The following is a 20611-nucleotide window of genomic DNA, read 5'->3' on the forward strand; positions in this document are numbered from 1 at the left end:
ACACGATGGCAAACAACCGAACACAGACGACGTACAGTGGAGATATCACGCTCAACGGCTCGAACCGACCCCCGGTCGAACTCCGGGACCCCGCCGACGTGTTCGTGGCGAGCGATAGCGTCGGCGGCGATTTCGACGTTCGCAACGCGGAGTACGTCTTCACCCACCACGCCGTCGATGGCGACGGCGACGTCGCAGACGCGGAAACGACGATTCGTGGGGACATCGAGGACGGCTACGTCGAACGCGCCGACGGCGACGTTCGCATCATCGACGCCGAGGACGTGTTCATCGCCGCCGATGCGGTCGACGGCGGGTTCTCGGCCCCCGGCGCGGAGAACGTCTATTCCGACGGCGTGTCGCCGACGGCGACGCCGGACGAGTACGACGTTTCGACGCTCGGCTGGCAGCAGTCGGGGAGCGCGAGCGACCCGTCGGTCGGCGTCTACGCGGTCGGCATGGAACACGAAATCGAGGTGACGGGGGCGCGAACCGACCTCGAACTCTACCTCGTCGGGCACGGCCACGACGTGACGGTCACGGGACGGAGCGCCGACCTCTCGGTCCACTTCGTCGGCTACGACAACACCGTCCACGTCGGCCCGTATCTCACGACCGACGTCGTTTCGGACGCCGGATTCGACAACGAAATCGACGCCGAACCGTATCCCACCGAGGACCTCATCGAAATGTCCCGGAGCGAAGCCTACTCGAACGCGGGATTCGGCCGGAGAAAAGTGACGTTTCAGGTTCCGGCGGACGACGACGAGGAGTGGTGTCCCAACTGCGGGGCGGCGGCCGACGCCATCATCGAGCGACACCAGATGGAGGCGTTCTTCCTGTTCGGCAGACCCGTGCGGACGTACGACCGGAGCACCAACCCGGCGCGCGAGTGCGAACACTGCTCTCCGAACGCGGTTCACGCCGAACTGTCGCCGGAAGAACGACGTTCGGTCCTGGATTGAAGCGCGCGTTCTACATAAACTATATATCTAATGCCTAATAAATGAAGGAAGTACGAACCATCCGCCCCGTCCCGACAGACGGTCGATGGGGCGGTACACGGACGCTACACAGCTATGTCGAGAAATGAGCCACAACCGGCGCTGATGTCGTCAACGACCTGTCGATACACGTTCGACCCGGCGACGCAGACGGACGCGCAACTGCAGACCACGTGGGAGTGCCCGCACGAGGCCCACCCGGAAAGCGAATACTGCGTGTTCCACATGAGTCGGAACGAGCGCGCGACACACGACGTCACGGCCGACGATATCGTCGAAATCCTCCGGTCGAACCTCCAATCGGCGGACACCCGCGTCAACGAGTACGTCGGGGCGGACCTGCCACATCTCTCGCTCACGTACCAGGACGTCAACGGAACGACGAACCACGTCCTCAACTTCCAGCACGCGAGCATCGACGGACTGGATTTGACCCACGGTCGCCTCGACCAAGGACTCATCCTCCGCGAGGCGAGCATCGGCCGTCTCAAGTTCGAGGATTCGGTCGTCACGGGCACCGTCGATGCGAGAGAGCTGACGGTGCGGGAGAACGTCACGACGGACGAGGCGACGTTCGAACAGGACGTGCGGTTCGAGGGTGCCGTGTTTCAGGGCGACATCGACTGCGACGAGACGGTGTTTCGCTCGGACACGAGTTTCGCCGACGCGACGTTCAACGGCGTCGCGCACTTCCGCAACGTCGAAACCAGCGGCAGCAGTCACGTCCTCGACGACCACATCTCGTTCGCGGACGCGACGTTCCGCGACGACGCGAGTTTCCGACAGGCGACGTTCGATTACGTCACGTTCGAAGGGGCGGAGTTCACCGCCGGGTCCGACTTCGAGCACGTCAACTTCAGCGGCGACGCCCGCTTCGACGGCGTGACGTTTCACCGGATGGCCGACTTCGACGAAGCGCGGTTCGACGACGACGTGAGTTTCACCGACGTTCGATTCATGCAGTTGGCCGAATTCCGCGGCGTCGAGTTCAACGGCGGCAGTCGGACGACGAACGACGACGTGACGTTCGAAGGGGCGACCTTCGAGGGCGAAGCGGATTTCAAGCTCGCGCGCTTCCGGTTTTCGGACTTCGAGGGGACGACGTTCAAACGGTCGGTCAACTTCGACCGCGCGACGTTTCGGGCGCGCACCGACTGCCAGCGCCTACAGGTCGCCGGGGAGATACAGCTCGACGGTGCGGTGTTCGAACAGGAGGTCGATTTAACCGGGAGCACCGTCGGCGACGATATCGTCGCCGTCGAAACCGAGTTCAAGGGGGACGCGACGTTCGAAAGCGTCGCGTTCAATGGCCGCGCGCGGTTCGACGAAGCGCGGTTCAACGAGGATGCGAGTTTCCGCGGCGCGACATTCGACGGCCCGGCGGAGTTTCGCGGGGCGGTGTTCGAAGGCGAGGCGCGCCACATGGAGGAGAACGCGTCGTTCAAGGAGGCGACGTTCCGCGACGACGCGGAGTTCGAGGCAGCGAACTTCACCAACGTCTCGTTCTGGGACGCGACGTTCCACGGGTCCTGTGACTTCCGCCGCGCGGTCGTCCACGAGACTGCGAACTTCCGTCTGCTCGGCGGCGACCGCGAGACGTACATCGACTTCACCGACGCGACGGTCAACGGCGGGACCATCACGCAGGTCGGCGGCAACGCGATTCCGTACGACTTCACGCGCGCGACCGTCGGCAGCGTCCAACTGGACGGCGAGGGGAACGAACACAAACTCCTCGACCACTTCCGGTTCTGCCTCACCGACTTCGATCACTTCGATTTCAGCAACCACCACGTGTACCTCGAACGCAACGACTGGACGATTCACGATTTCGTCGGGAACAGCGCCACCGGCCAGTTCGCCGTCGAGATGAACAACGAGATAATCGAGGAGACGTACCGAAAGGCACAGGAGAGCGCCGATGCGGTCGGCGATACGCCGACGAGCAGGGAGTTCGAGTTCAAACACTACTACTACAACCGCAAGAAGAACCTCGACATCATCCTCAACGAGTACTCGCTGAACACGTGGGCGCGGGGCAAGAAGGCCGCGAGCGTCACGCTCAACTTCTTCATGCAGATAACCTGCGGCTACGGGAACCGACTGCCGCGAATCGCCGCGCTCACTTTCCTCCTGCCCGCGCTGTTCGGCATCCTCTACGCGCTCGGCGGGCCGTTCCTGACGCAGGCGGGCAGCGTCTTCCACCCGGCGGAGGTCGGGAAGTCGTCACCGGAAATCCTCTTCGACACCGTGTACTACAGCTACATCAGCTTCAGCACGGTGGGCTACGGGGACATCAACCCGCTCGGGCACGTGGCGCGGGTGCTCGCCGCGAGTCAGGGGATGTTGAACGGGTTGTTCTTCACCCTCCTCACGTTCACGCTGTTCAAGCGCGTCCTCGGCGGCAACTGATGCAGGGTCGGGGGAGCGCTCGACGCGGGGTCGGCCCGCGGGTCACGTTTCGTCGTGACTCTCGTCCTCGGTTTCGAGCGCGTACTGGCTGTCGTCGATGTGTTCGAGCCGCCGTTCCGTCTCTTCGAGGAGCCGATTGCCGACCTCGGTGCTGACGATGCCCCGTTCCATCGCCGCCTTGATGCCGACGATTTCGTATCGAACGACCTCGGCTTCCGCGGTGAGTCCCTCCTTCTCTCGCAGATGTGGATGTTCGTCGAGCAACGTCGAGATGGCGCGATTCAACCGCCGTTTCTGGGACGTGTATCGCGTGTCGATGTTTTCGTATATCTCCGCGGAGATGTCGTCCCGTTCGTGGAGTTCTTCGGCACCCGCGAGGGCGGCGTTGACGCCGTGCAACCGCCCCATGAGGAGTTCGTACCGGCGTTCGGCCGCAGAGGTGATGACGATTCCGAGTCGCTCGATGAGCCGTCCCATCGTCAGGCCGTTGACGACGAGGGTGACCGCGGCCACGCCGAACACGATCGCGGAGAGTTCCTCCCGGAGGGCTACCGGAAGGCTTCGCGGTAGCCCGAGCACGAGCGCGATAGGGACGGAGGCGTGGATGCCGCTCCAGACCATAACGTGCTGGTACGACCGGGGAATCGTGCTCGTGAATCGCCTGTTCAGCAACGCGACGAGCGGATAGACGACGACCGCTCGCGCCAGAAAGACGAGGACGACGGCGACCAGAATCTCACCGGCGTACCGTTCGAGCAGGTCGAGCGGGGTTGCGACACCGATGGCGACGAAGATGACGGTGTTTGCGATGAACGCCGCGCTCGCCCAGACCGTTCCGAGCGTCAGCCGCGTTCGCGCGCTCACCGCGTCACGGGTTCCGTGCGTGCCGACGACGAGACCGGCACCCAACACGGCGATGACGCCGCTAACGTCGAGGTGCTCCGCGAGGACGTACACCCCGTACGCGAGGACGACGGTGAAGACGATTCCCGTCATCGGTTGGTCCACGAGGATGAGGAGGCGATAGGCGACGTACCCGGCGACCAGGCCGATGAACGCGCCGCCGACCATCGAGACGACGATGCCGAACCCGACGTCCCTGACGACGAGCGCGGGCGTGATCAGCTCGGTGGCGGTGACGTCTCGAACGCGTGCTTCGAGGAGGACAGAGAGGAGGACGGAGTACAGCACGATGCCGACGCCGTCGTTCAGAATGCTCTCCCCTTCGGTGAGCACCGACAGCCGTTCCGGTGCGCCGAGGTCCTCGAACAGGGCGACGACCGAAACGGGGTCGGTCGGCATCGCAATCGCACCGAGAAGAAGGGCGACGGCCACGGAGAGTCCGAGCAGTTGCGAACCGGCGACACCGACGATGGCGACCGACGCGACGAGGCCGACGACTGCGAGCACCAAAATCGGAACGACGTCCTCGCGTAGCTGTTCGGTGTCGATGTTCATCGCGCTCTGAAATATCAACGTCGGCAGGATGACGAGCAGAATGAGTTGGTTCGAGAGCGGCGTCGTCAGCGGAAGGTCGAGGACGGAGACGGTCAATCCCGCCAGAACGAGGCCGACGGTGTACGGGATGCGAACGACTTTCGTCGTGAACGTCCCGACGACCCCCGCGATGACGAACACGGCGAGAAGCGTGAAAAGATGCGATTCGAGACTCCCCGCCGCCTGAATCCCCCCGGAAACCATCGTCCGGGATACACGTTCTTCAGTGGGTTAACTATGGGTGGAGAAACCGACTTTCGACAGCGGTGTCCATTTCCGCCACGTTCCCGTAGGGGACGACATGCGACTCACCGTGTACGGCCCGCTTCGGAGCGCGACGGGGGAAAAGACGGTTTCGGTGGCGTTCGACGGGGGAACCGTCGAGGACGCGCTCGTCGCCTTCGTCGAGCGCTATCCCCGAGCGGAGACCCAGTTGTTCGACGACGATGGGAGCCTCCGAACCAGCGCCCGTATCTCCGTGAACGGGGAGCGGGTCGAGATAGGCGATGCGTGCCCGGCCGACGCGGAAGTGACGGTGTTTCCCGCCGTACAGGGCGGAGGTACCGACGGACAGGGTAGACCTACCGACGGATAGGGTGAACCGACCGACGGAGCGCAGCGGGACGAATTCCGTTTCACGGGACGGGTCCCGGACGAATCGCGGAAAATCGAGGGACGCTCGGAAGTGGGAGAACGCTCAGCGGTCGTACTGTGCGCGAACCAGGTCGGCGAGGCCGCGCTCTTCGAGGCGGTCCATCGGCGCGAGCATCGTCAGTTGGACGACGCCGGGAAGGCGTCCGATTTCGACGCCGCCGGTGAACGTACACCGAGCGCGTACCTCCCCTTCGGTCATGTCGAGGAGCGCGCCCGCGCGTTCGAAGGCGTTGTCCGTCGCGTCGTTGATGGTCGCGCCGCTGCCGACGACCTGTATCGGTCCCGTCTCGGCTATCGCTCCGACGTCGTACTCGTCGGCGAGGCGTTCGCCGCGTTCCATCTCTCGGTCCGTGTAGGGTTTGCTGACGTACGGCAGGTCCTCCTCGTTCGGCAACAGAAGCGGGCCGTCGATGTCGAGGCCCTCGATGACTTCGACCTCGAACTCGGCCCGTCCGCTCACGTCCGTCGTGTGAAGCGAGAGTTCGCCGTCGCCCTGATTCGCGTGCATGTCGCCGACGTACACGCCGCCGCCGTCGATTTTGACGGGGCAGACGAGGACGGCACCCTCGCGGACGGCGTTGATGTCCATGTGGCCGTCGGTGCGCTCCGCGAGTTCGTCCTCGTCGGCGAGTCCCCAATCGTGGTCCGCGCCGATGAGGAACTGGCCGAAGTCGCCCGCGTTGTGGGAATCCGGCATCTCGATGGGCGGCGTCGTCCCGACGTTCCCGATGAACGGACGGAGGTGGCCGAGCGTCCCCGGCATCTCCGACGGTTCGTAGAGGAGGATGGGGTGCTGGCGGGAGTGTTCGGGCAGCGCCATCGCCTCGTCGGCCCGGTGGGCCAAGTCGTCGGCACCCTCCTCGCCGACGGTGAGTCCCACCGTCCGGTCGTCGTCGAAGGCGACCGTGTACCCGTACTCGAAGCCGAACGAGGAGGCGTTGGCCCCGCATTCGGCGCACTTTATCGACTCCTCGCCCGTCCCCTCGACGACGCTCTCGGGCCACTTCGTCCCGCACTCCGGGCACTCGTGGTCCACGAACGGGTCGTCGCCGAACGCGCCCTCGCGTTCGCGCATGCTGCCGGTGCTCGTCGCGATGCTCGTCACCTCGATATTCTTTATCTTCAGCGCGATGGCGTCGCCGACCTCCGCGTTTTCGACGCGAATCGGGCGGGTGACTTCGTGACCCCCTCTGAACTCGGGCGTTATCATCGGTCCCCAACACGCCGGTGGCGTGTGTGTTTTGATAGTTCCCCCGTCCGCGACGGTGCCCGCCCACTCCTGGTCCGGTCCCACGAGGCCGAGCGTGTACCGGTCGACCGCGAGTTCTTGCTGGACTTCTTGCTGTGCCATGGTCGTCTGCTAGAGAGGGGCGGGATTATCTTAAACAATCGTGCAAATGTGCGGTCGGTGACGCGACGAAATCAGCGCGCCGGGAACCGGTGTCGGCAATCAGTTAAGTCGGTTCGGAGTGACGGACAGAGGTGAGCGACGGTCCATGTACGATGACATACTCATTCCGACCGACGGCAGTCGAGGTGCCACCGCGGGTGCCCGCCACGGGTTGACCCTCGCACGCGCGTTCGATTCCCGAGTGCATCTGTTGAGCGTCGTCGACGAGCGGGCGTACAGCGCGCGACTCGTCGATATCGACCGAGACATTCGAGAACACAGGGAGGCGCTCGAAGACCGCGCCGAGGAGGCGGTCGACGAACTGGCGGAGCTCGCCGCCGATGCGAACGTGCAGTCCGAGCGCGTGGTCGAACACGGAATCCCATCCGAGGCGATTCGGTCCTTCGTCGACGAGCGGGGTATCGACCTCGTTTCCATGGGGACGCACGGCCGTACCGGACTCGACCGGTATCTGCTCGGCAGCGTCACCGAACGCGTGGTACGAACGAGCGACGTTCCCGTCCTCACCTCCCGCGAGGCGGCGGAAAGCGAGACGAGTTACGACGCGATTTTGCTCCCGACCGACGGCAGCGATGCGGCCGCCGGTGCGGTCGAGCACGGGCTCTCAATCGCGGAGCGCTACGGGGCCACCGTCCACGCGCTCTCGGTGGTCGACGTGCGCCAGTTGACCGGCATGTACGAGACGGATTCGTGGACGCCGCGGCTGTTGGACGTCGTGGAAGAGGCACGCGAGCGGTCGGTCGAGGGGGTCGCCGAACGAGCGAAAGACCGCGGGCTCGACGTCACGACGCACGTCGAGCACGGCATTCCGTCGAGCGTGATTCGGGAGTACGTCCCGGAGCAGGATATCGACCTCGTGACGATGGGAACGCACGGCCGAACCGGACTCGACCGGTATCTCATCGGCAGCGTCACGGAACGGACCGTCCGAACGAGCGACGTGCCGGTGCTCACGGTTCACCATCGGGAATGACGGACGAGGCTATTTCCGCACGCGTCCCGAACAGCGTTCGATGAGTTCCATCACACTTCCCGAACCCGAACTAGATGGGACGGTCAGCGTCGACCGCGCCATCGCGGGGCGGGCCAGTCGGCGGTCGTTCGGCGCGGCACCCGTGTCGCGGGAGGACGCGTCGCGCGTCCTGTGGGCGGCACAAGGCGTGACGCACACGAGGGACGGCATCGAGATGCGCGCCGCACCGAGCGCCGGGGCCACCTATCCGCTCACACTCTTTTTGGACGTCGGTCCCGACGGAGCGAAAGCGCTCCCGCCCGGCGTCTTCCGGTACGACCCGCCGAGCCACTCCCTCGAACGGATACGCGACGCCTCCGTTCGGTCGGCACTCACGAGCGCAGCGAGCGGGCAGGCGGTCGTGCGGGACGCCCCCGCGGTGCTCGTCGTCGCCGCCGATTTCGAGCGAACGAGACGGGAGTACCCCGACCACGGAACGCGGTACGTGTACATGGAGGCCGGGCACGTCGCCGAAAACGTCCAGGTCGTGTGCGAGGCGCACGACTTGTGTACCTGTCCCGTCGGCGCGTTTTCCGATGAGAGTGTAAAGAGGACCCTCGATTTACCCGCCGAACTCGACCCGGTGTACCTGTTGCCGTTCGGTCATCGGCGGTGAACGGGCACGGACTGTGCTGTCCCACGTCAGGTCCGCACGGCGGGATGCGGCGACGCTTCGAGCAGAATCGTACCGTCATCACGGCTGGTGAGGGACATATCGCTCTCGAACTTCTCGATGACGGCCAGATTCGTTCGGACGTGTGGGGTGACGGTCGGGATACGGACGGCCCCACCGACGAGCGCGAGGGCGGTCATCACCTGGTCTGCCATGTACTCGTCCACTGGAGCACCACCGGCGTGGAACTCTTCGAACCGGCGGAACGCGTCGTCCGCGACTTCCTCCGAGGTTCGCCCGCGTTCGCCCACCGAATCGAACCCGGCGACCGACTGGTCGTACACCGCGCACAACAACAGCGACGAGCCGAGCGAGCGGGTGGAGACGTATTCCGCGCGCCGTATCTCGGCCGCACAGCCCGCGTCGTCGAGCCGTTTCCGCGCGCGTTCCGCCTGTCGCTCCGCGACCGCCCGGTCCGCGAGTTCCGTCGCCGCTTTCGAACGGATTTCGACTCGTTCGAGTTCGCCCCGCCGCTCGATTTCCAGCGGCGAGAGCGCCCTCGGAGTCGTCCGCAGTATCGCCTCCCCGCCGCCCGCGGGATAGAAGCCGGTTTTCGTACAGTCGACGTCGGCGTCAAGACCACACCGGGCGAGGAGCGGCAGTTTCGCGCGTCTGAAGTACGCCATCGTCGGTGCCCACTTCACGTCGGTTCCGCCGACGGCAGTCATCCGGAACGGTTCGTCGGCCGCCATCGCTATCGGAAGCACGGTGTCCAAGAGAAGGGTGATGCTCCCCGCGGTGCCGATGTCCACGGCCATCGGGTCGAGGCGAACGGTTCCCGGTCGGAAAGTCAGCGTCGACGAGTCGAGTCGTGCGCCCGCGACGTCGGCGGCGCAGATGGTCGCCACGACATCGGCCGCGGTGACGTGCTGTGGTTTGAGGCCCGGATTCGGACGGGACCCCCGAACGTCGGTCATTCGAAACGGCGTTTCGGTGACGGCCGAGAGGCTAAGCGCCGTTCGTAGCAGTTGACCGCCACCGACGGTACCGTCGATTTCTATCATGCGTGGGCTGGGACGGGCGTTCGGGACGAAGCGAAGCGGCGTCCTTCCCTGAATCCTTGCGATTCAACCACTTGAAGGTGGGTCCCGGTCGGGTCCGTGTCGGCGGTGCTCGCGGTAACCGACCGCCCGGGAACGGCGGTCTCAGGACTCGCCGTAGTCCCCGCCGTACTTCAGGAAGAAGTACCCTATCCCGAGCGTGAACGCCAGTGCACCGGTCGTGGCGAGACCGAGCGTCTTCGCGTCGTTCGATATCGCGGGTTCCGACGGCCCTGACGCGGCACCGACCGTGATGGAACCGGTCATGCCAGCGCTCTTGTGCGGCACGCAGTAGTACTCGTAGTCCCCCGCCGTGTTGAACGTGTGAGAGTAGGTGTAGCCGGTGTTGTACACCTTGCTCTGACCACCCGGCGTGCCATCCCAGTTGCCGCCGTCGGGTTGGCTTTCGACGAAGATGTTGTGGTTGTCCGAGTCCCACACGAACTCCAAGGTCGTTCCCGGCGATATCGTCATCGAATCGGGGTCGAAGATGAGGTCCCCGCCGGGACCCACTTGGACCGTCTGCGTCGGTCCGCCGCCGCCACCCCCGCTCGCGTTTCCGCCGCTCTGGTTTCCGCCACCGCTCTGATTTCCGCCGCTTTCGTTCTGTGCTGCCGCCGTTCCGGACGCTCCGGTCGCCCCGGCCGCCACGACCCCCGTGGAACCGAAGAGAAATCCGCGCCGAGTGACCGATGTGTCCCACTCCTCCCCCGTCATGGATACCCCTTCGGTGGGCTGACTACTGAATCCTTTGGGGCGCTCGGGAAAAACGACGACCGTTCCCGTCAGTGCTCGTAGAACCGTTCGCCCGCTTCGATGGAAACGTCCAACCAGTTCTCCATCGGAACGAGGGGACACTCGTAGGCTTCGGAGTACGCACAGAACGGGCTGTACGCGCGGTTGAAGTCGAGGACCCACTTCCCGTCGGCGGTGCGGTCTTCGGATTCGAGGTCGAGGTACCGACCCGCCGGGTACGTTTCCTCTCCGTTCGTCTCGTCGCGGAACGGAACCCACAGCCGCTCTTCCCCCTGTTCCGCCTTGAATGCGGTCAGCGTACACTCCGCTCCGCCGACGGTGAATCGGAACTCGCCCCATCGGAGATATCCCTGTGCGCCGTCCTGCGTCGTCTCGACGGTTATCTCCTCGTGGTCGTCGAACACGGCCAGTTCGAGTTCGAACCGAAGGTCCTCGTCCGGCGGGTAGTAGTCGAGACCGTCGAAGGACTCGCGCTCGCCGACGGGAATCGGCGAGCGAGGGTGTTTTGCGAAGAACTCGTCCTTTTCCGCCCGCTCTTGCTCCAGTTCCGCGGTCCAGTCGGCCATACCTAAGGGTACGCGCGCGAGACAGATAAAATCGAAGAAATCGGAGGTCTTCGAAGGAGATGGAAGCGCTTCGAAGCGCCATCCCGTTCGGCGTCGGTCGGTGGAAGTATATGGCACGCTTCGAGCGACCGACCGACGTCGAGGGTGGGGGTTGAGGGGGAATCGACGGGATGCGCTGCGCCGTCCGGGGTGAGTGTGTCGGTGAGGTGGTCGGTTCGTCGTTAGAACGTGAACACCTGATCCGCGTCCTCGACCTCTTCGAGGAACGTCGCCGCGCCAGCGAACTTGGTGGTGAGGGAGTCGTCTATCGCGTCCTCGTCCCACTGGAGCATATCGAGCGTCGTCGTACAGGCGACGGTCGTGACGAGATCGCCGCCGTCGGAGACGAGCATGTCGAGGAGGTCGTAGGGATTCGGCATTCCGGCGTCGAGCAGGTCCTCGATTTCGGAGAGGTCCTGTTCGCCTTCGAGGAGATGGGTCAGTCCGTCGAAGGTGAAGTAGACGAGGACTTCGGTTTCGGACGCGATTGCCGTGTGTCCGAGGTTGACCGCCATTGCGAGACTTTTCGGGCTGTCGTTGTCGACGATGATTCCGATTTTATCCATAGAGATTCACTCCGTTTTGCGGACGTAGTGTTTGTACACGTCGTTGCCTTCCTGTTGGTCGAAGAGTTCGACGCCATCGGTCGTGTCGGCCCAGCCACCAAGGTCGCTCATGCTGCCGGGGTCCGTAGCGAGTACTTCGAGGACTTCCCCTTCGGAGAGCTGGTCGATACTCTGCTTCGTTTTGACGACGGGCATCGGGCAGTTCTGCCCCTTCACATCGAGTGTTTCCGTGATTTCGTACTCGGTCATAGTATTGACGTCATCACCCAATACTGGATGGGGTATGAAAAACGTATCGATAGTAGTTCGTACATCGGGCACAACCATCCCCCAATACACGCACGATTATCACTATATCATCCTAAAGACGGTGTTTGACCTGATAGTATTGTGTGATATGCGGATAACCATGAAAAGCCTTATTTGGTAGCGGGAGATAGACGAGAGTGACAATGACCGAAGCAACCACCGACGAACCGGTCGCAGCGACCACTCCCGAAGAACTCAAAGACCGCATCGACGCGGGCGAGGACGTCTTTATCCTCGACGCGCGTTCCGAGGGCGACTTCGAGGAGTGGCACATCGACGGGGAGACCGTCGGCATCGTCAACTACCCCTACTTCGAACTGCTGGACGGCATCCCGGAGGACCTCCACGACGACCTCCCGGACGACCAGCGCATCACCGTCCTCTGTGCGAAGGGCGGCTCCAGCGAACTCGTCGCGGAACACCTCGAAGACGACGGCTACGACGTCGAACACCTCGAACGCGGCATGAAGGGATGGGCGCGCATCTACGAGTACACGGAACTCGACGTGGACGTCGACGCGACCATCGCACAGTACCGACGGCCGTCGAGCGGCTGTCTCGCCTACCTCGTCGTCTCCGACGGCGAAGCGGCGGTCATCGACCCCCTCCGCGCGTTCTCGCAGGAGTACATCCAGGACGCACGCGTGTTCGGCGCGGACCTGAAGTACGCCATCGACACGCACGTCCACGCGGACCACATCTCCGGGATTCGTGACGTCGCGGCGGCGACGGACGCGAAAGCGGTGCTCCCGAAGCCCGCGGTCGACCGCGGCGTCGAGTACGACCAGCCCTACGAAACCGTTCGAGACGGCGACTCGCTCACCGTCGGTGACGTCGAAATCGGCGTCGTTCACACGCCCGGCCACACGAGCGGCATGACCGCGTACCACGTCGGCGACGTGCTGTTCACCGGCGACGGCCTGTTCACGGAGAGCGTCGCGCGCCCGGACCTCGAAGACCCCGAGGCAGCGAAGAACGCCGCGAAAATCCTCTACGAGAGCCTCAACGAGAAGGTCCTGCCGCTGTCGGACGACACGGCCATCGCGCCCGCCCACTTCAGCGACGCGGCGACCCCGAACGACGACGGCACGTACACCGCTGAACTCGGCGACCTCACGGAGCGCATGGACGCGCTCACGATGGACGAAGACGAGTTCGTCGACTTCATCGTCGCGGACATGCCGCCGCGACCGGCGAACTACGAGGACATCATCGCCACGAACCTCGGTCAGCAGGACCCCGACGACGAGGAAGCCTTCGAGCTCGAACTCGGCCCCAACAACTGCGCGGCCAGCGAAGAAGCGCTCACCAACTGAAATCGAAGACCACGCTTACCACCGGACGGTCGCCGCGATTCCGAACGAAACGCGGCATCGTCCGGAACCTCGAACCTCTCAAACCCCGGTTCTCTCTTTCGTTTCGCGCCGTTCCATAGCACACCGCTAGGCGACGGACCGCGTGTATCACCGATGCCATTGCGTTTAAGTCGATAGAGCAAATAGTATTGTGTGAGATGAGCAATACTAACTTCGAGCCGTCCACGGTCGCACGACGCGTACAGGACGACGACGCCGAGGACCTGTACGTCCTCGACGTCCGACGGGAAGAGGACTACGAGGAGTGGCAAATTTCGGACAGTACGAACCTGCCCATCTACGACGAACTCCTCGAATTCGATTACTCCTCGCTCGAAGACAATCTCGACGAGATTCCCAAAGACGAGGAGATAGCCGTCGTCTGCGTCGGTGGAATCACGTCGGCGCGCGCCGCCGAGTTCCTCCGAGAGCACGGCTACGACGCCGAATCCATCGAAGATGGGATGAACGGCTGGGGCCGCGTCCACCGTCAGTACGACCTCGACGTGGCGGATGGCGTCGTTCAGGTCGTCCGCCCCGGAACGGGGTGCGTTTCCTACCTCGTCCACGACGAGGACGAGGCCGTCGTCGTCGACCCGACCCAGTACATCGACGAGTATCTGACCGTCGCGGACGAGCGGAACCTCGATATCGTCGGCGTCGCGGACACACACGCGCACGCGGACCACGTTTCCGGCGCACGACGACTCTCCGGCGAACTCGACGTTCCGTACTACCTCCACGACGACGACGCGGGCGAACTCGAAGAAGTGGTCGAAATCGAAGACGGCGACGCGATTTCCGTCGGCGACCGCTCCCTCGACGTCGTGTACACGCCCGGCCACACGCCGGGGAGCGTCTCCTTCGAGTTCGGCGACGCGCTCCTCTCGGGGGACACGCTGTTCCTCCGGAGCGTCGGTCGGCCGGACCTCGAAGACGGGGACGAGGACGCCGTACGCGAGGCCGCGAGCGAACTGTTCGACAGCCTCGACCGCCTCACCGACCGCGACGACGAGACGCTCGTCCTCCCCGGTCACTTCAGCGACGAGGAGATGCGCCCGCTCGCCACGAACCTCGAAAACCTGCAGGAGGAGACGACCAACGAACTCCTCAGCTACGTCGAGGCCGACGACGAGACGGCCTTCGTCGAGACCATCGTCGAGAGCCTCGCCGACGAACCCGCGAACTACAACGAGATAAAGCAAATCAACTGGGGGAAAGAACAACCCGGCGGCGACGTCGAGTCCCTCGAACTGGGGCCGAACAACTGCGCCGCGAACTGACGGACGTCGGTACTGTCGGTCAGTGGCGAACGGACAAAGAGAGTAGATGGCGCTCGTCGCCGCTCTCAAGGCACATGAGGGTGAACAGCCACCATGGGGCGCGACAGTGCGTGGTGGAAGGAAGCCGTCGTCTACCAAATCTATCCTCGGAGCTTCTACAACTCGGACGCGGACGGCATCGGCGACTTGCGAGGCATCCGCGAAAAGGTGGATTATCTCGACGAGCTTGGCGTCGATGTCGTCTGGCTCAACCCGGTGTACGATTCGCCGCTCGTCGACGGCGGCTACGACGTTCGAGAGTACCGGTCGATACACTCCGATTACGGGACGATGGAGGATTGGGAGGCGCTGCGCGACGAACTCCACGAGCGAGGGATTCGCCTCATCATGGACATGGTGACGAACCACACGTCCGACGAACACGAGTGGTTCCGCAAGTCGCGGCGAGGGGTGGACCCCTACCGCGAGTACTACTGGTGGGTCGACGGCGACCCGGATAGCCCACCGAACAACTGGGAGTCGTTTTTCGGTGGCCCGGCGTGGAGTTACGACGAGCGCCGCGAGGCGTGGTATCTGCACCTGTTCGACCAGAAACAACCGGACCTGAACTGGCGAAACCCGGCCGTCAGGGAGGACATCTTCGAGGTGCTCCGCTGGTGGCTCGAAAAGGACTGCGACGGATTTCGCTTCGACGTCATCAACCTCATTTCGAAACCGACGGCGCTCCCCGACGGCGACCCAGATTCGACCCCACGGGGGAGAGAGTACTTCATCGACGGACCGCGGGTCCACGAGTACGTCCGGGAGATGTACGACCGGGTGCTCAGCGAGTACGACATCATGACCGTGGGGGAGACGTCCCACATCACGGTCGAGGAGGCGCGACGGTTCTACGAGGACGGCCTCGACATGGTATTCACGTTCCAACACTTACACATCGACAGAGGGGATACGGGACCGTGGGACTTCGACGACTGGGACCTCGACGAACTCCGCGACGCGACCGCGGCGTGGCAGCGGGGCGTCAGCGAGCACTCGTGGAACAGCCTGTTCCTCGGCAACCACGACCAGCCCCGAATGGTCTCGCGGTTCGGCGACGAGGGAACGTACAGAGTCGAATCCGCGAAGATGCTGGCGACGTACCTCTTCACGCTGCGCGGAACCCCGTTCGTCTATCAGGGGGACGAACTCGGGATGACGAACCCGACCTTCGAGCGACTCGACGAGTATCGGGACGAGGAGACCATCCAACAGGTCATGTTGGCGTTGCGGAGCGGGGGCGTTTCGACGTTCGACCAGATTCGGGAGGCGGTCGATTTCTGGAGCCGAGACAACGCCCGCACGCCGATACCGTGGTCGGACGAACGGAACGCCGGGTTCACCGACGGCGAACCGTGGATCAAGGTCTGTGAGAACTACCCCGAGGTCAACGTCGAACGGGAACGCGACGACGAGGATTCTGTATTGCAGTACTACCGTCGCCTCATCGACCTCCGTCACTCCACCCCCGTCATGGTGTACGGGCGCTACGCGCAACTGCTGGACGACCACCCCGAGATATACGCGTACCTTCGGACGCCGACGGACGGGTCGCGGTCGCTCCTCGTCGTCCTGAACTTCTTCGACGGGGAGCCGACGTTTCGGCTTCCGAACGACGTTAGCTACGACCGCTGGGAGAAGCTGATCGGCAACTACGAGTCGGCGTCCCGCGACTCGATACGGGAGTTCGACTTGCGGCCGTACGAGGCGCTCGTGTACGCTCTCGAATGAGGGTATCGAGCGACGGATAGCGGAGCTATTTCACGACGAGGACGGGCATCGATGCCCGGCGGGTGACCGTCTCGGCGACGCTTCCGAGGACGAGCCGGGTGGCACCGGCCCGCCCGTGGCTGCCGAGGACGATGCGGTCCGCATCGTGCTCCTCGGCGTACTCGACGATGACGTGTTTCGGTTCGCCGAACTCGGTCTCGGTTCGTAGCGTGACGTCGAATTCGTCCGCGATTTCCTGTGCCTTATCGAACAGTTCCGTCGTCTTTGCTCGGGCCGACTCGTACCACTCGTTCCAGTACTCTATCGAGACGGACCCCGGCGGGGCACCGTCCCGGAACTTCGGTCGCATCACCTCGACGATGTTGAACCCGGACCCGATGGGGTCCATGACGTGCAGGACCGTCACGTCGGCGTCCGGATAGTCGGACAGCGCCACTTCGAGCGCCTTCGACGAGAGCGGCGACCCGTCGATGGGGACGAGGATTCGCTTCGTCATATGCATGGTACGAGTTCGCACGCAATAGCGATACCGACGGGTCAATCGACGGCGCGCTCGACGAGGCCGATAACGAGGAGGAATACGACCGACCCGAGCGCTATCAGTTCCCACGCCCGAACCGAGATGGAGCGCACGTCGAACAGGGTGTGCAGCGACGTGTACAGGACGACCAGTTGGAGGCCGAACGACACGGCGACGGCGGCTATCAACCACCGATTCGAGAGGAGCGGTTGGTCGAACCGCGACCGGATGACCTGAATGACTATCATTTCGATGGTGACGATGAACGTGAACAGGAGCGTCTGTGCCGTCGTGATGTCGCGAACGGCCTGCAGTCCGTAGAAGAAGAGTCCCAGTCCGACGACCGTCATCGTGAGTCCGATGGTGAGTATCGAAGCGACCATTCGTCGGTCGATGACCGACTCGTCGCCACCTCGCGGCGGGCGTTCGAGGACGTTAGACGCCTTGGGGTCGGTGCCGAGCGCGAGCGCTGGAAGGCCGTCGGTCACCACGTTGATCCACAGGAGCATCACGGGCGTCAGGATGAGGGCGTCCGATTCCGACGCGAACAGCCCCGGGAAGAAGAAGCTCCCGACGAGAACGCCGAGGAAGACGGTGAGCACTTCCCCGGCGTTGGCCGACAGCAGCAGGTTCACGAACTTTCGGATGTTGTCGAAAATGGCGCGGCCCTCCGCGATGGCGTCGCGGATGGTGACGAAGTTGTCGTCCTGAAGGACCATATCGGAGGCCTGTTGAGCGACGTCGGTGCCGCGGGTCCCCATCGCGATGCCGACGTCGGCGTTGCGGAGCGCGGGCGCGTCGTTGACCCCATCGCCCGTCATGGCGACGTTGTGTCCGTTCTCCTGCAGCGCTTTCAGAATTCGAACCTTGTGGTGCGGGGACACGCGGGCGAAGACGTCGACGTTCTCGACGACCTCGCAAAGGGCCTCGTCCGAGAGCGTATCGACCGTCGTCCCGTCCACGGCCTCCTCCGAACCGAATCCGATGGTCCGGGCGATGGCACCGGCCGTCTGAACGTTGTCCCCGGTCGCCATGACGACCCGGATACCGGCGTTCCGACAGTCCTCGATGGCCTCCGAAACCTCCGCCCGTGGCGGGTCTATCATCCCCTGCAGTCCCACGAAAATCATGTCCCGCTCGACGCATTCCGGGTCGTCCTCGGGGTCCTCGACCGGGCGAACGGCGAAGCCGAGCACCCGGAGGGCGTCCGAACCGAACGCCCGGTTGCGGTCGAGGACTTCCTCCCGTTTCGCCGCCGTGAGTTCCCGAACGCCGTCATCCTCCAGAACGCGGTTACACCGGTCGAGAACGACCTCCGGGGCACCCTTCATGTAGGCCGTTGGCGTAGCGGCATCGAACCCGTCCGTATCCGAGAGCGCCGAGGGAAATTCGCGGGCGATGACGGTCATCCGTTTGCGTTCCGAGGAGAACGGTATCTCGCGCAGTCGTTCGTGCTCGGGGTCGATTCCCGCCTTCGCGGCCGACACCAGCAGGGCGATTTCGGTCGGGTCACCGTAGTACGGGTCGTCGGCGAAATCCGGCGCTCGTTCGGCGTCGTTGCAGTAGGCCCCGCAGGTCAGGAGCGGTTCCAGTCGTTCGCGGTCGGCATCGTCGCCCTCGTGACGAAACTCGCCCGCCGTCGAGAGGCCGGTTCCCGTGACGGTTCCGTTCGTCCCCGCGGTGTACACCCGCTTGACCGTCATCTGATTCTCGGTGAGCGTCCCCGTCTTGTCGCTCACGATGACGTCGACCGACCCGAGGCTTTCGACCACGGGGAGTCGCCGCACCAGTGCGTCGCGGTTGAGTATCTTGCGCGACCCCATCGCGAGCGTCAGCGTCACGACCGCCGGTAATCCCTCGGGGACCGCCGCGACGGCCAGCGTGATGCCGGTCAGCAAAATCGACAGCCAACCCGCCGCGGTGAAGACGAACTGCGCCACCGCGATGACGAGGATCAGCCCGACGATGCCGATTCCGATACGCTTTCCGAGCGCGTCCACCTCCTTCTGAAACGGCGTCTCCCTCGTCTCGGCTTCCTGTATTTCGGTCGCGATGTCGCCCACCTGGGTGTCCATCCCCGTTTCGACGACGACGGCCCTCCCCCGTCCCTTGATGGCGGTGGTGTTCATGAACACCATGTCGTCCCGCTCGGCCAGCGGCGTCTCCGGGGGAACGGGGTCCGTCCCCTTCGCGACGGTGGTGCTCTCCCCGGTGAGGGCCGATTCGTTGGTTTCGAGCGCCGTCACCTCCACGAGTCGAGCGTCCGCGGGGATGGCGTCGCCCTGCTCGATGACGACGATATCCCCCGGTACGACATCCTCGGCGTCGATAGTCACCTTCTCTCCGTCGCGGAGAACGGTCGAGTTCGGCGTGGAGAGTTCCCGGAGCGCCTTAATGGACATCTCGGCGCGGTAATCTTGGAAGAACCCGAAAACGCCGTTCGCGAGCAGGATGAGGAGGATGAGTCCGGCCTCCTCGTATCTGGGGGTGGCACCCGGAAGGAGTCCGACGGCTACGGAAAGGAGCGCCGCGAGAATCAACAGGTAGATGAGAAAGTCCTGGAACTGGGAGAGAAAGAGTTCGTACGGCGAGACGGCCTCGTCCTCCCGAATCCGGTTCGGTCCGAACTCCGACAGTCGTTCGTTCGCTTCGTCGGTCGAGAGCCCGTTTTCGTCCGAGTCGAGCGCCTCGAAGACGCGTTCTTCCGGAACGCTGTGCCATTCTGTCGGGGTCGTTTCGCTGGACGTAACGGAACTCATCGGTGGGTGACGAAGCGGACGGTCGGTTCGCGGTGGAACCGTGAATCGGAGACGGTTCGTCGAAATAGCGGCATCTTCGCACAGAGACGAGGGACGGATAGTTGGATGTTTGGGTCGAGGCGGGGTTCACGAACCGATGTCGGGGTCTCCCAGCAGATATCCGCCGAACCCGGTGACCCAGAGCAACAGCGGGTACGCCACCCACCGTTCGACGCCGCCGGACCCGAGGACGTTCAGCGGATTCGCTTCCTGCAGGACGAACACGCTCAGCAGCGTCGCCAACGATACCACGCCGAACAGCAGGCAGAGGTAATTGAACGGGCGCGTGACGACCCGAGAGGAGAGAACGACGGTGATGCCGCCGCTGAAGAACGTGAGCAGGGCGAAGAGGCCGTGCCACGGAACGACGTTGCCGGGGAACACGCCGACGCCGAAGACCCCGAACCCGAACACGGCGAGGGGTATCGTGAGGACGCGCCGTCCCGTGGACCGGTGGAGGAAGTAGGCGGCGACGAGAAGCAGTGCACCCGTCACGAGCATCGTGCTGTTGAAGATGGTCGCCGACGGCTCGTGGATGATAGGGTTCGGCGGTTGCGTGGAACCGAGGTCGCTGATGTCCTGTCTGGTCGAGTAGTCCGGATAGAGGGCCTCCCCTGTGATGATGCCCATGAACGAAATCCCTCCGGCAAGGAACATGGCGGCACCCGCTCTCGACAGCCCCGTCTCGTCGGAATCGGACCGATTCAATCGGCTTTCCGTCCCATCCATGTGTTCCAGATGGTTTCGAAAAAGTATAAATTGTCCAGTATATTTGACGGGGCGAATTCCCGACCCACGGACCGCGACGGGACGGTCACTCACGGGCGGCCGGTCGGTCGAGCGCCGTCCGCACGTGTTCCCTGAGGGCGGACGCCGCGAGCGAAGAGTTCGTGGTGGTTCACGGCCGTCTCGGAGGTACACCTACGTACCCCGACGCCGTTGTGAG

At 63.9% G+C, this 20611-nt stretch carries 18 protein-coding genes; 8 read left to right on the forward strand and 10 right to left on the reverse strand.

Annotated features, from left to right (window positions below; genetic code table 11):
- Nucleotides 1-5: 5 nt before the first annotated feature.
- Both V5735_RS21200 and V5735_RS21205 read left to right on the forward strand, forming a co-directional pair.
- On the forward strand, nucleotides 6-965 hold the full coding sequence (locus tag V5735_RS21200; protein ID WP_423747138.1) for a hypothetical protein: 960 nt from the start codon (nucleotides 6-8) through the stop codon (nucleotides 963-965).
- Between the two features lie 144 nt (nucleotides 966-1109).
- Nucleotides 1110-3416: a pentapeptide repeat-containing protein gene (locus V5735_RS21205; protein ID WP_423747139.1), complete on the forward strand. Its 2307-nt coding sequence runs from the start codon at nucleotides 1110-1112 to the stop codon at nucleotides 3414-3416.
- Nucleotides 3417-3458: 42 nt separating this feature from the next.
- Here V5735_RS21205 and V5735_RS21210 read toward each other — a convergent pair whose 3' ends face one another.
- Nucleotides 3459-5117, reverse strand: a complete 1659-nt coding sequence (locus V5735_RS21210; protein ID WP_423747140.1) for a cation:proton antiporter — start codon at nucleotides 5115-5117, stop codon at nucleotides 3459-3461.
- Between the two features lie 97 nt (nucleotides 5118-5214).
- Between V5735_RS21210 and V5735_RS21215 the strand changes: the two genes are divergently transcribed.
- A complete protein-coding gene (locus V5735_RS21215) occupies nucleotides 5215-5508 on the forward strand; it encodes a ubiquitin-like small modifier protein 1 (RefSeq protein WP_423747141.1) in 294 nt (97 codons plus the stop codon).
- Nucleotides 5509-5610: 102 nt separating this feature from the next.
- On the opposite strand, the gene V5735_RS21220 is transcribed toward V5735_RS21215, so the two are convergent.
- Complete coding sequence (locus V5735_RS21220) at nucleotides 5611-6918, reverse strand: acetamidase/formamidase family protein (protein WP_423747142.1); 1308 nt, start codon at nucleotides 6916-6918, stop codon at nucleotides 5611-5613.
- Between the two features lie 145 nt (nucleotides 6919-7063).
- Here V5735_RS21220 and V5735_RS21225 point away from each other — a divergent pair, with 145 nt between their 5' ends.
- Both V5735_RS21225 and V5735_RS21230 read left to right on the forward strand, forming a co-directional pair.
- Nucleotides 7064-7951 carry a universal stress protein gene (locus tag V5735_RS21225; RefSeq protein ID WP_423747143.1) on the forward strand — a complete coding sequence of 296 codons (888 nt, stop codon included), beginning with the start codon at nucleotides 7064-7066 and terminating at the stop codon, nucleotides 7949-7951.
- Between the two features lie 40 nt (nucleotides 7952-7991).
- Entirely contained in the window at nucleotides 7992-8606 is a 615-nt protein-coding gene (locus V5735_RS21230; RefSeq protein WP_423747144.1) for a SagB/ThcOx family dehydrogenase, read from the forward strand.
- A gap of 26 nt (nucleotides 8607-8632) precedes the next feature.
- Here the strand turns inward: V5735_RS21230 and rtcA are convergent, their stop codons facing one another.
- From rtcA to V5735_RS21255, 5 genes are all read right to left on the reverse strand, one after another.
- Nucleotides 8633-9667 carry an RNA 3'-terminal phosphate cyclase gene (gene rtcA, locus V5735_RS21235; RefSeq protein ID WP_423747145.1) on the reverse strand — a complete coding sequence of 345 codons (1035 nt, stop codon included), beginning with the start codon at nucleotides 9665-9667 and terminating at the stop codon, nucleotides 8633-8635.
- A 141-nt stretch (nucleotides 9668-9808) separates the two neighbouring features.
- Entirely contained in the window at nucleotides 9809-10420 is a 612-nt protein-coding gene (locus tag V5735_RS21240) for a plastocyanin/azurin family copper-binding protein (protein WP_423747146.1), read from the reverse strand.
- Nucleotides 10421-10488: 68 nt separating this feature from the next.
- Entirely contained in the window at nucleotides 10489-11025 is a 537-nt protein-coding gene (locus tag V5735_RS21245; RefSeq protein ID WP_423747147.1) for a DUF1684 domain-containing protein, read from the reverse strand.
- 221 nt (nucleotides 11026-11246) lie between these two features.
- On the reverse strand, nucleotides 11247-11630 hold the full coding sequence (locus tag V5735_RS21250) for a DsrE family protein (protein ID WP_423747148.1): 384 nt from the start codon (nucleotides 11628-11630) through the stop codon (nucleotides 11247-11249).
- A gap of 6 nt (nucleotides 11631-11636) precedes the next feature.
- The gene (locus V5735_RS21255) at nucleotides 11637-11879 is read right to left on the reverse strand and encodes a sulfurtransferase TusA family protein (protein ID WP_069452368.1); all 243 of its coding nucleotides are present in this window, start codon (nucleotides 11877-11879) and stop codon (nucleotides 11637-11639) included.
- Nucleotides 11880-12082: 203 nt separating this feature from the next.
- On the opposite strand from V5735_RS21255, the gene V5735_RS21260 reads away from it, so the two are divergent.
- The 3 genes from V5735_RS21260 (at nucleotide 12083) to V5735_RS21270 (ending at nucleotide 16347) form a co-directional block, all read left to right on the forward strand.
- Nucleotides 12083-13255 (forward strand): MBL fold metallo-hydrolase, encoded by a 1173-nt coding sequence (locus V5735_RS21260; RefSeq protein ID WP_423747149.1) that lies wholly within the window; start codon nucleotides 12083-12085, stop codon nucleotides 13253-13255.
- A 197-nt stretch (nucleotides 13256-13452) separates the two neighbouring features.
- Complete coding sequence (locus V5735_RS21265; RefSeq protein ID WP_423747150.1) at nucleotides 13453-14577, forward strand: MBL fold metallo-hydrolase; 1125 nt, start codon at nucleotides 13453-13455, stop codon at nucleotides 14575-14577.
- A 93-nt stretch (nucleotides 14578-14670) separates the two neighbouring features.
- Complete coding sequence (locus V5735_RS21270) at nucleotides 14671-16347, forward strand: glycoside hydrolase family 13 protein (RefSeq protein ID WP_423747151.1); 1677 nt, start codon at nucleotides 14671-14673, stop codon at nucleotides 16345-16347.
- Between the two features lie 25 nt (nucleotides 16348-16372).
- On the opposite strand, the gene V5735_RS21275 is transcribed toward V5735_RS21270, so the two are convergent.
- From V5735_RS21275 to V5735_RS21285, 3 genes are all read right to left on the reverse strand, one after another.
- A complete protein-coding gene (locus V5735_RS21275) occupies nucleotides 16373-16843 on the reverse strand; it encodes a universal stress protein (protein ID WP_423747152.1) in 471 nt (156 codons plus the stop codon).
- Nucleotides 16844-16884: 41 nt separating this feature from the next.
- Complete coding sequence (locus V5735_RS21280; RefSeq protein ID WP_423747153.1) at nucleotides 16885-19626, reverse strand: cation-translocating P-type ATPase; 2742 nt, start codon at nucleotides 19624-19626, stop codon at nucleotides 16885-16887.
- 126 nt (nucleotides 19627-19752) lie between these two features.
- Nucleotides 19753-20394 (reverse strand): DUF998 domain-containing protein, encoded by a 642-nt coding sequence (locus V5735_RS21285; protein ID WP_423747154.1) that lies wholly within the window; start codon nucleotides 20392-20394, stop codon nucleotides 19753-19755.
- Nucleotides 20395-20611 lie beyond the last annotated feature (217 nt).

It is taken from the genome of Haladaptatus sp. SPP-AMP-3 (assembly GCF_049568665.1).
GTDB classification, from domain to species: domain Archaea; phylum Halobacteriota; class Halobacteria; order Halobacteriales; family Haladaptataceae; genus Haladaptatus; species Haladaptatus paucihalophilus.

Excerpts from the sequence above, each read along its gene's own strand:
- V5735_RS21255 (WP_069452368.1), bottom strand. The coding sequence starts at position 11,879 with ATGACCGAGTACGAAATCACGGAAACACTCGATGTGAAGGGGCAGAAC.
- V5735_RS21260 (WP_423747149.1), top strand. The coding sequence starts at position 12,083 with ATGACCGAAGCAACCACCGACGAACCGGTCGCAGCGACCACTCCCGAA.
- V5735_RS21230 (WP_423747144.1), top strand. The coding sequence starts at position 7,992 with ATGAGTTCCATCACACTTCCCGAACCCGAACTAGATGGGACGGTCAGC.
- V5735_RS21285 (WP_423747154.1), bottom strand. The coding sequence starts at position 20,394 with ATGGATGGGACGGAAAGCCGATTGAATCGGTCCGATTCCGACGAGACG.
- V5735_RS21205 (WP_423747139.1), top strand. The coding sequence starts at position 1,110 with ATGTCGTCAACGACCTGTCGATACACGTTCGACCCGGCGACGCAGACG.
- V5735_RS21225 (WP_423747143.1), top strand. The coding sequence starts at position 7,064 with ATGTACGATGACATACTCATTCCGACCGACGGCAGTCGAGGTGCCACC.
- V5735_RS21280 (WP_423747153.1), bottom strand. The coding sequence starts at position 19,626 with ATGAGTTCCGTTACGTCCAGCGAAACGACCCCGACAGAATGGCACAGC.
- V5735_RS21245 (WP_423747147.1), bottom strand. The coding sequence starts at position 11,025 with ATGGCCGACTGGACCGCGGAACTGGAGCAAGAGCGGGCGGAAAAGGAC.
- V5735_RS21270 (WP_423747151.1), top strand. The coding sequence starts at position 14,671 with ATGGGGCGCGACAGTGCGTGGTGGAAGGAAGCCGTCGTCTACCAAATC.
- V5735_RS21215 (WP_423747141.1), top strand. The coding sequence starts at position 5,215 with ATGCGACTCACCGTGTACGGCCCGCTTCGGAGCGCGACGGGGGAAAAG.
- V5735_RS21220 (WP_423747142.1), bottom strand. The coding sequence starts at position 6,918 with ATGGCACAGCAAGAAGTCCAGCAAGAACTCGCGGTCGACCGGTACACG.
- V5735_RS21275 (WP_423747152.1), bottom strand. The coding sequence starts at position 16,843 with ATGACGAAGCGAATCCTCGTCCCCATCGACGGGTCGCCGCTCTCGTCG.
- V5735_RS21200 (WP_423747138.1), top strand. The coding sequence starts at position 6 with ATGGCAAACAACCGAACACAGACGACGTACAGTGGAGATATCACGCTC.
- V5735_RS21265 (WP_423747150.1), top strand. The coding sequence starts at position 13,453 with ATGAGCAATACTAACTTCGAGCCGTCCACGGTCGCACGACGCGTACAG.
- V5735_RS21210 (WP_423747140.1), bottom strand. The coding sequence starts at position 5,117 with ATGGTTTCCGGGGGGATTCAGGCGGCGGGGAGTCTCGAATCGCATCTT.
- V5735_RS21240 (WP_423747146.1), bottom strand. The coding sequence starts at position 10,420 with ATGACGGGGGAGGAGTGGGACACATCGGTCACTCGGCGCGGATTTCTC.
- rtcA (WP_423747145.1), bottom strand. The coding sequence starts at position 9,667 with ATGATAGAAATCGACGGTACCGTCGGTGGCGGTCAACTGCTACGAACG.
- V5735_RS21250 (WP_423747148.1), bottom strand. The coding sequence starts at position 11,630 with ATGGATAAAATCGGAATCATCGTCGACAACGACAGCCCGAAAAGTCTC.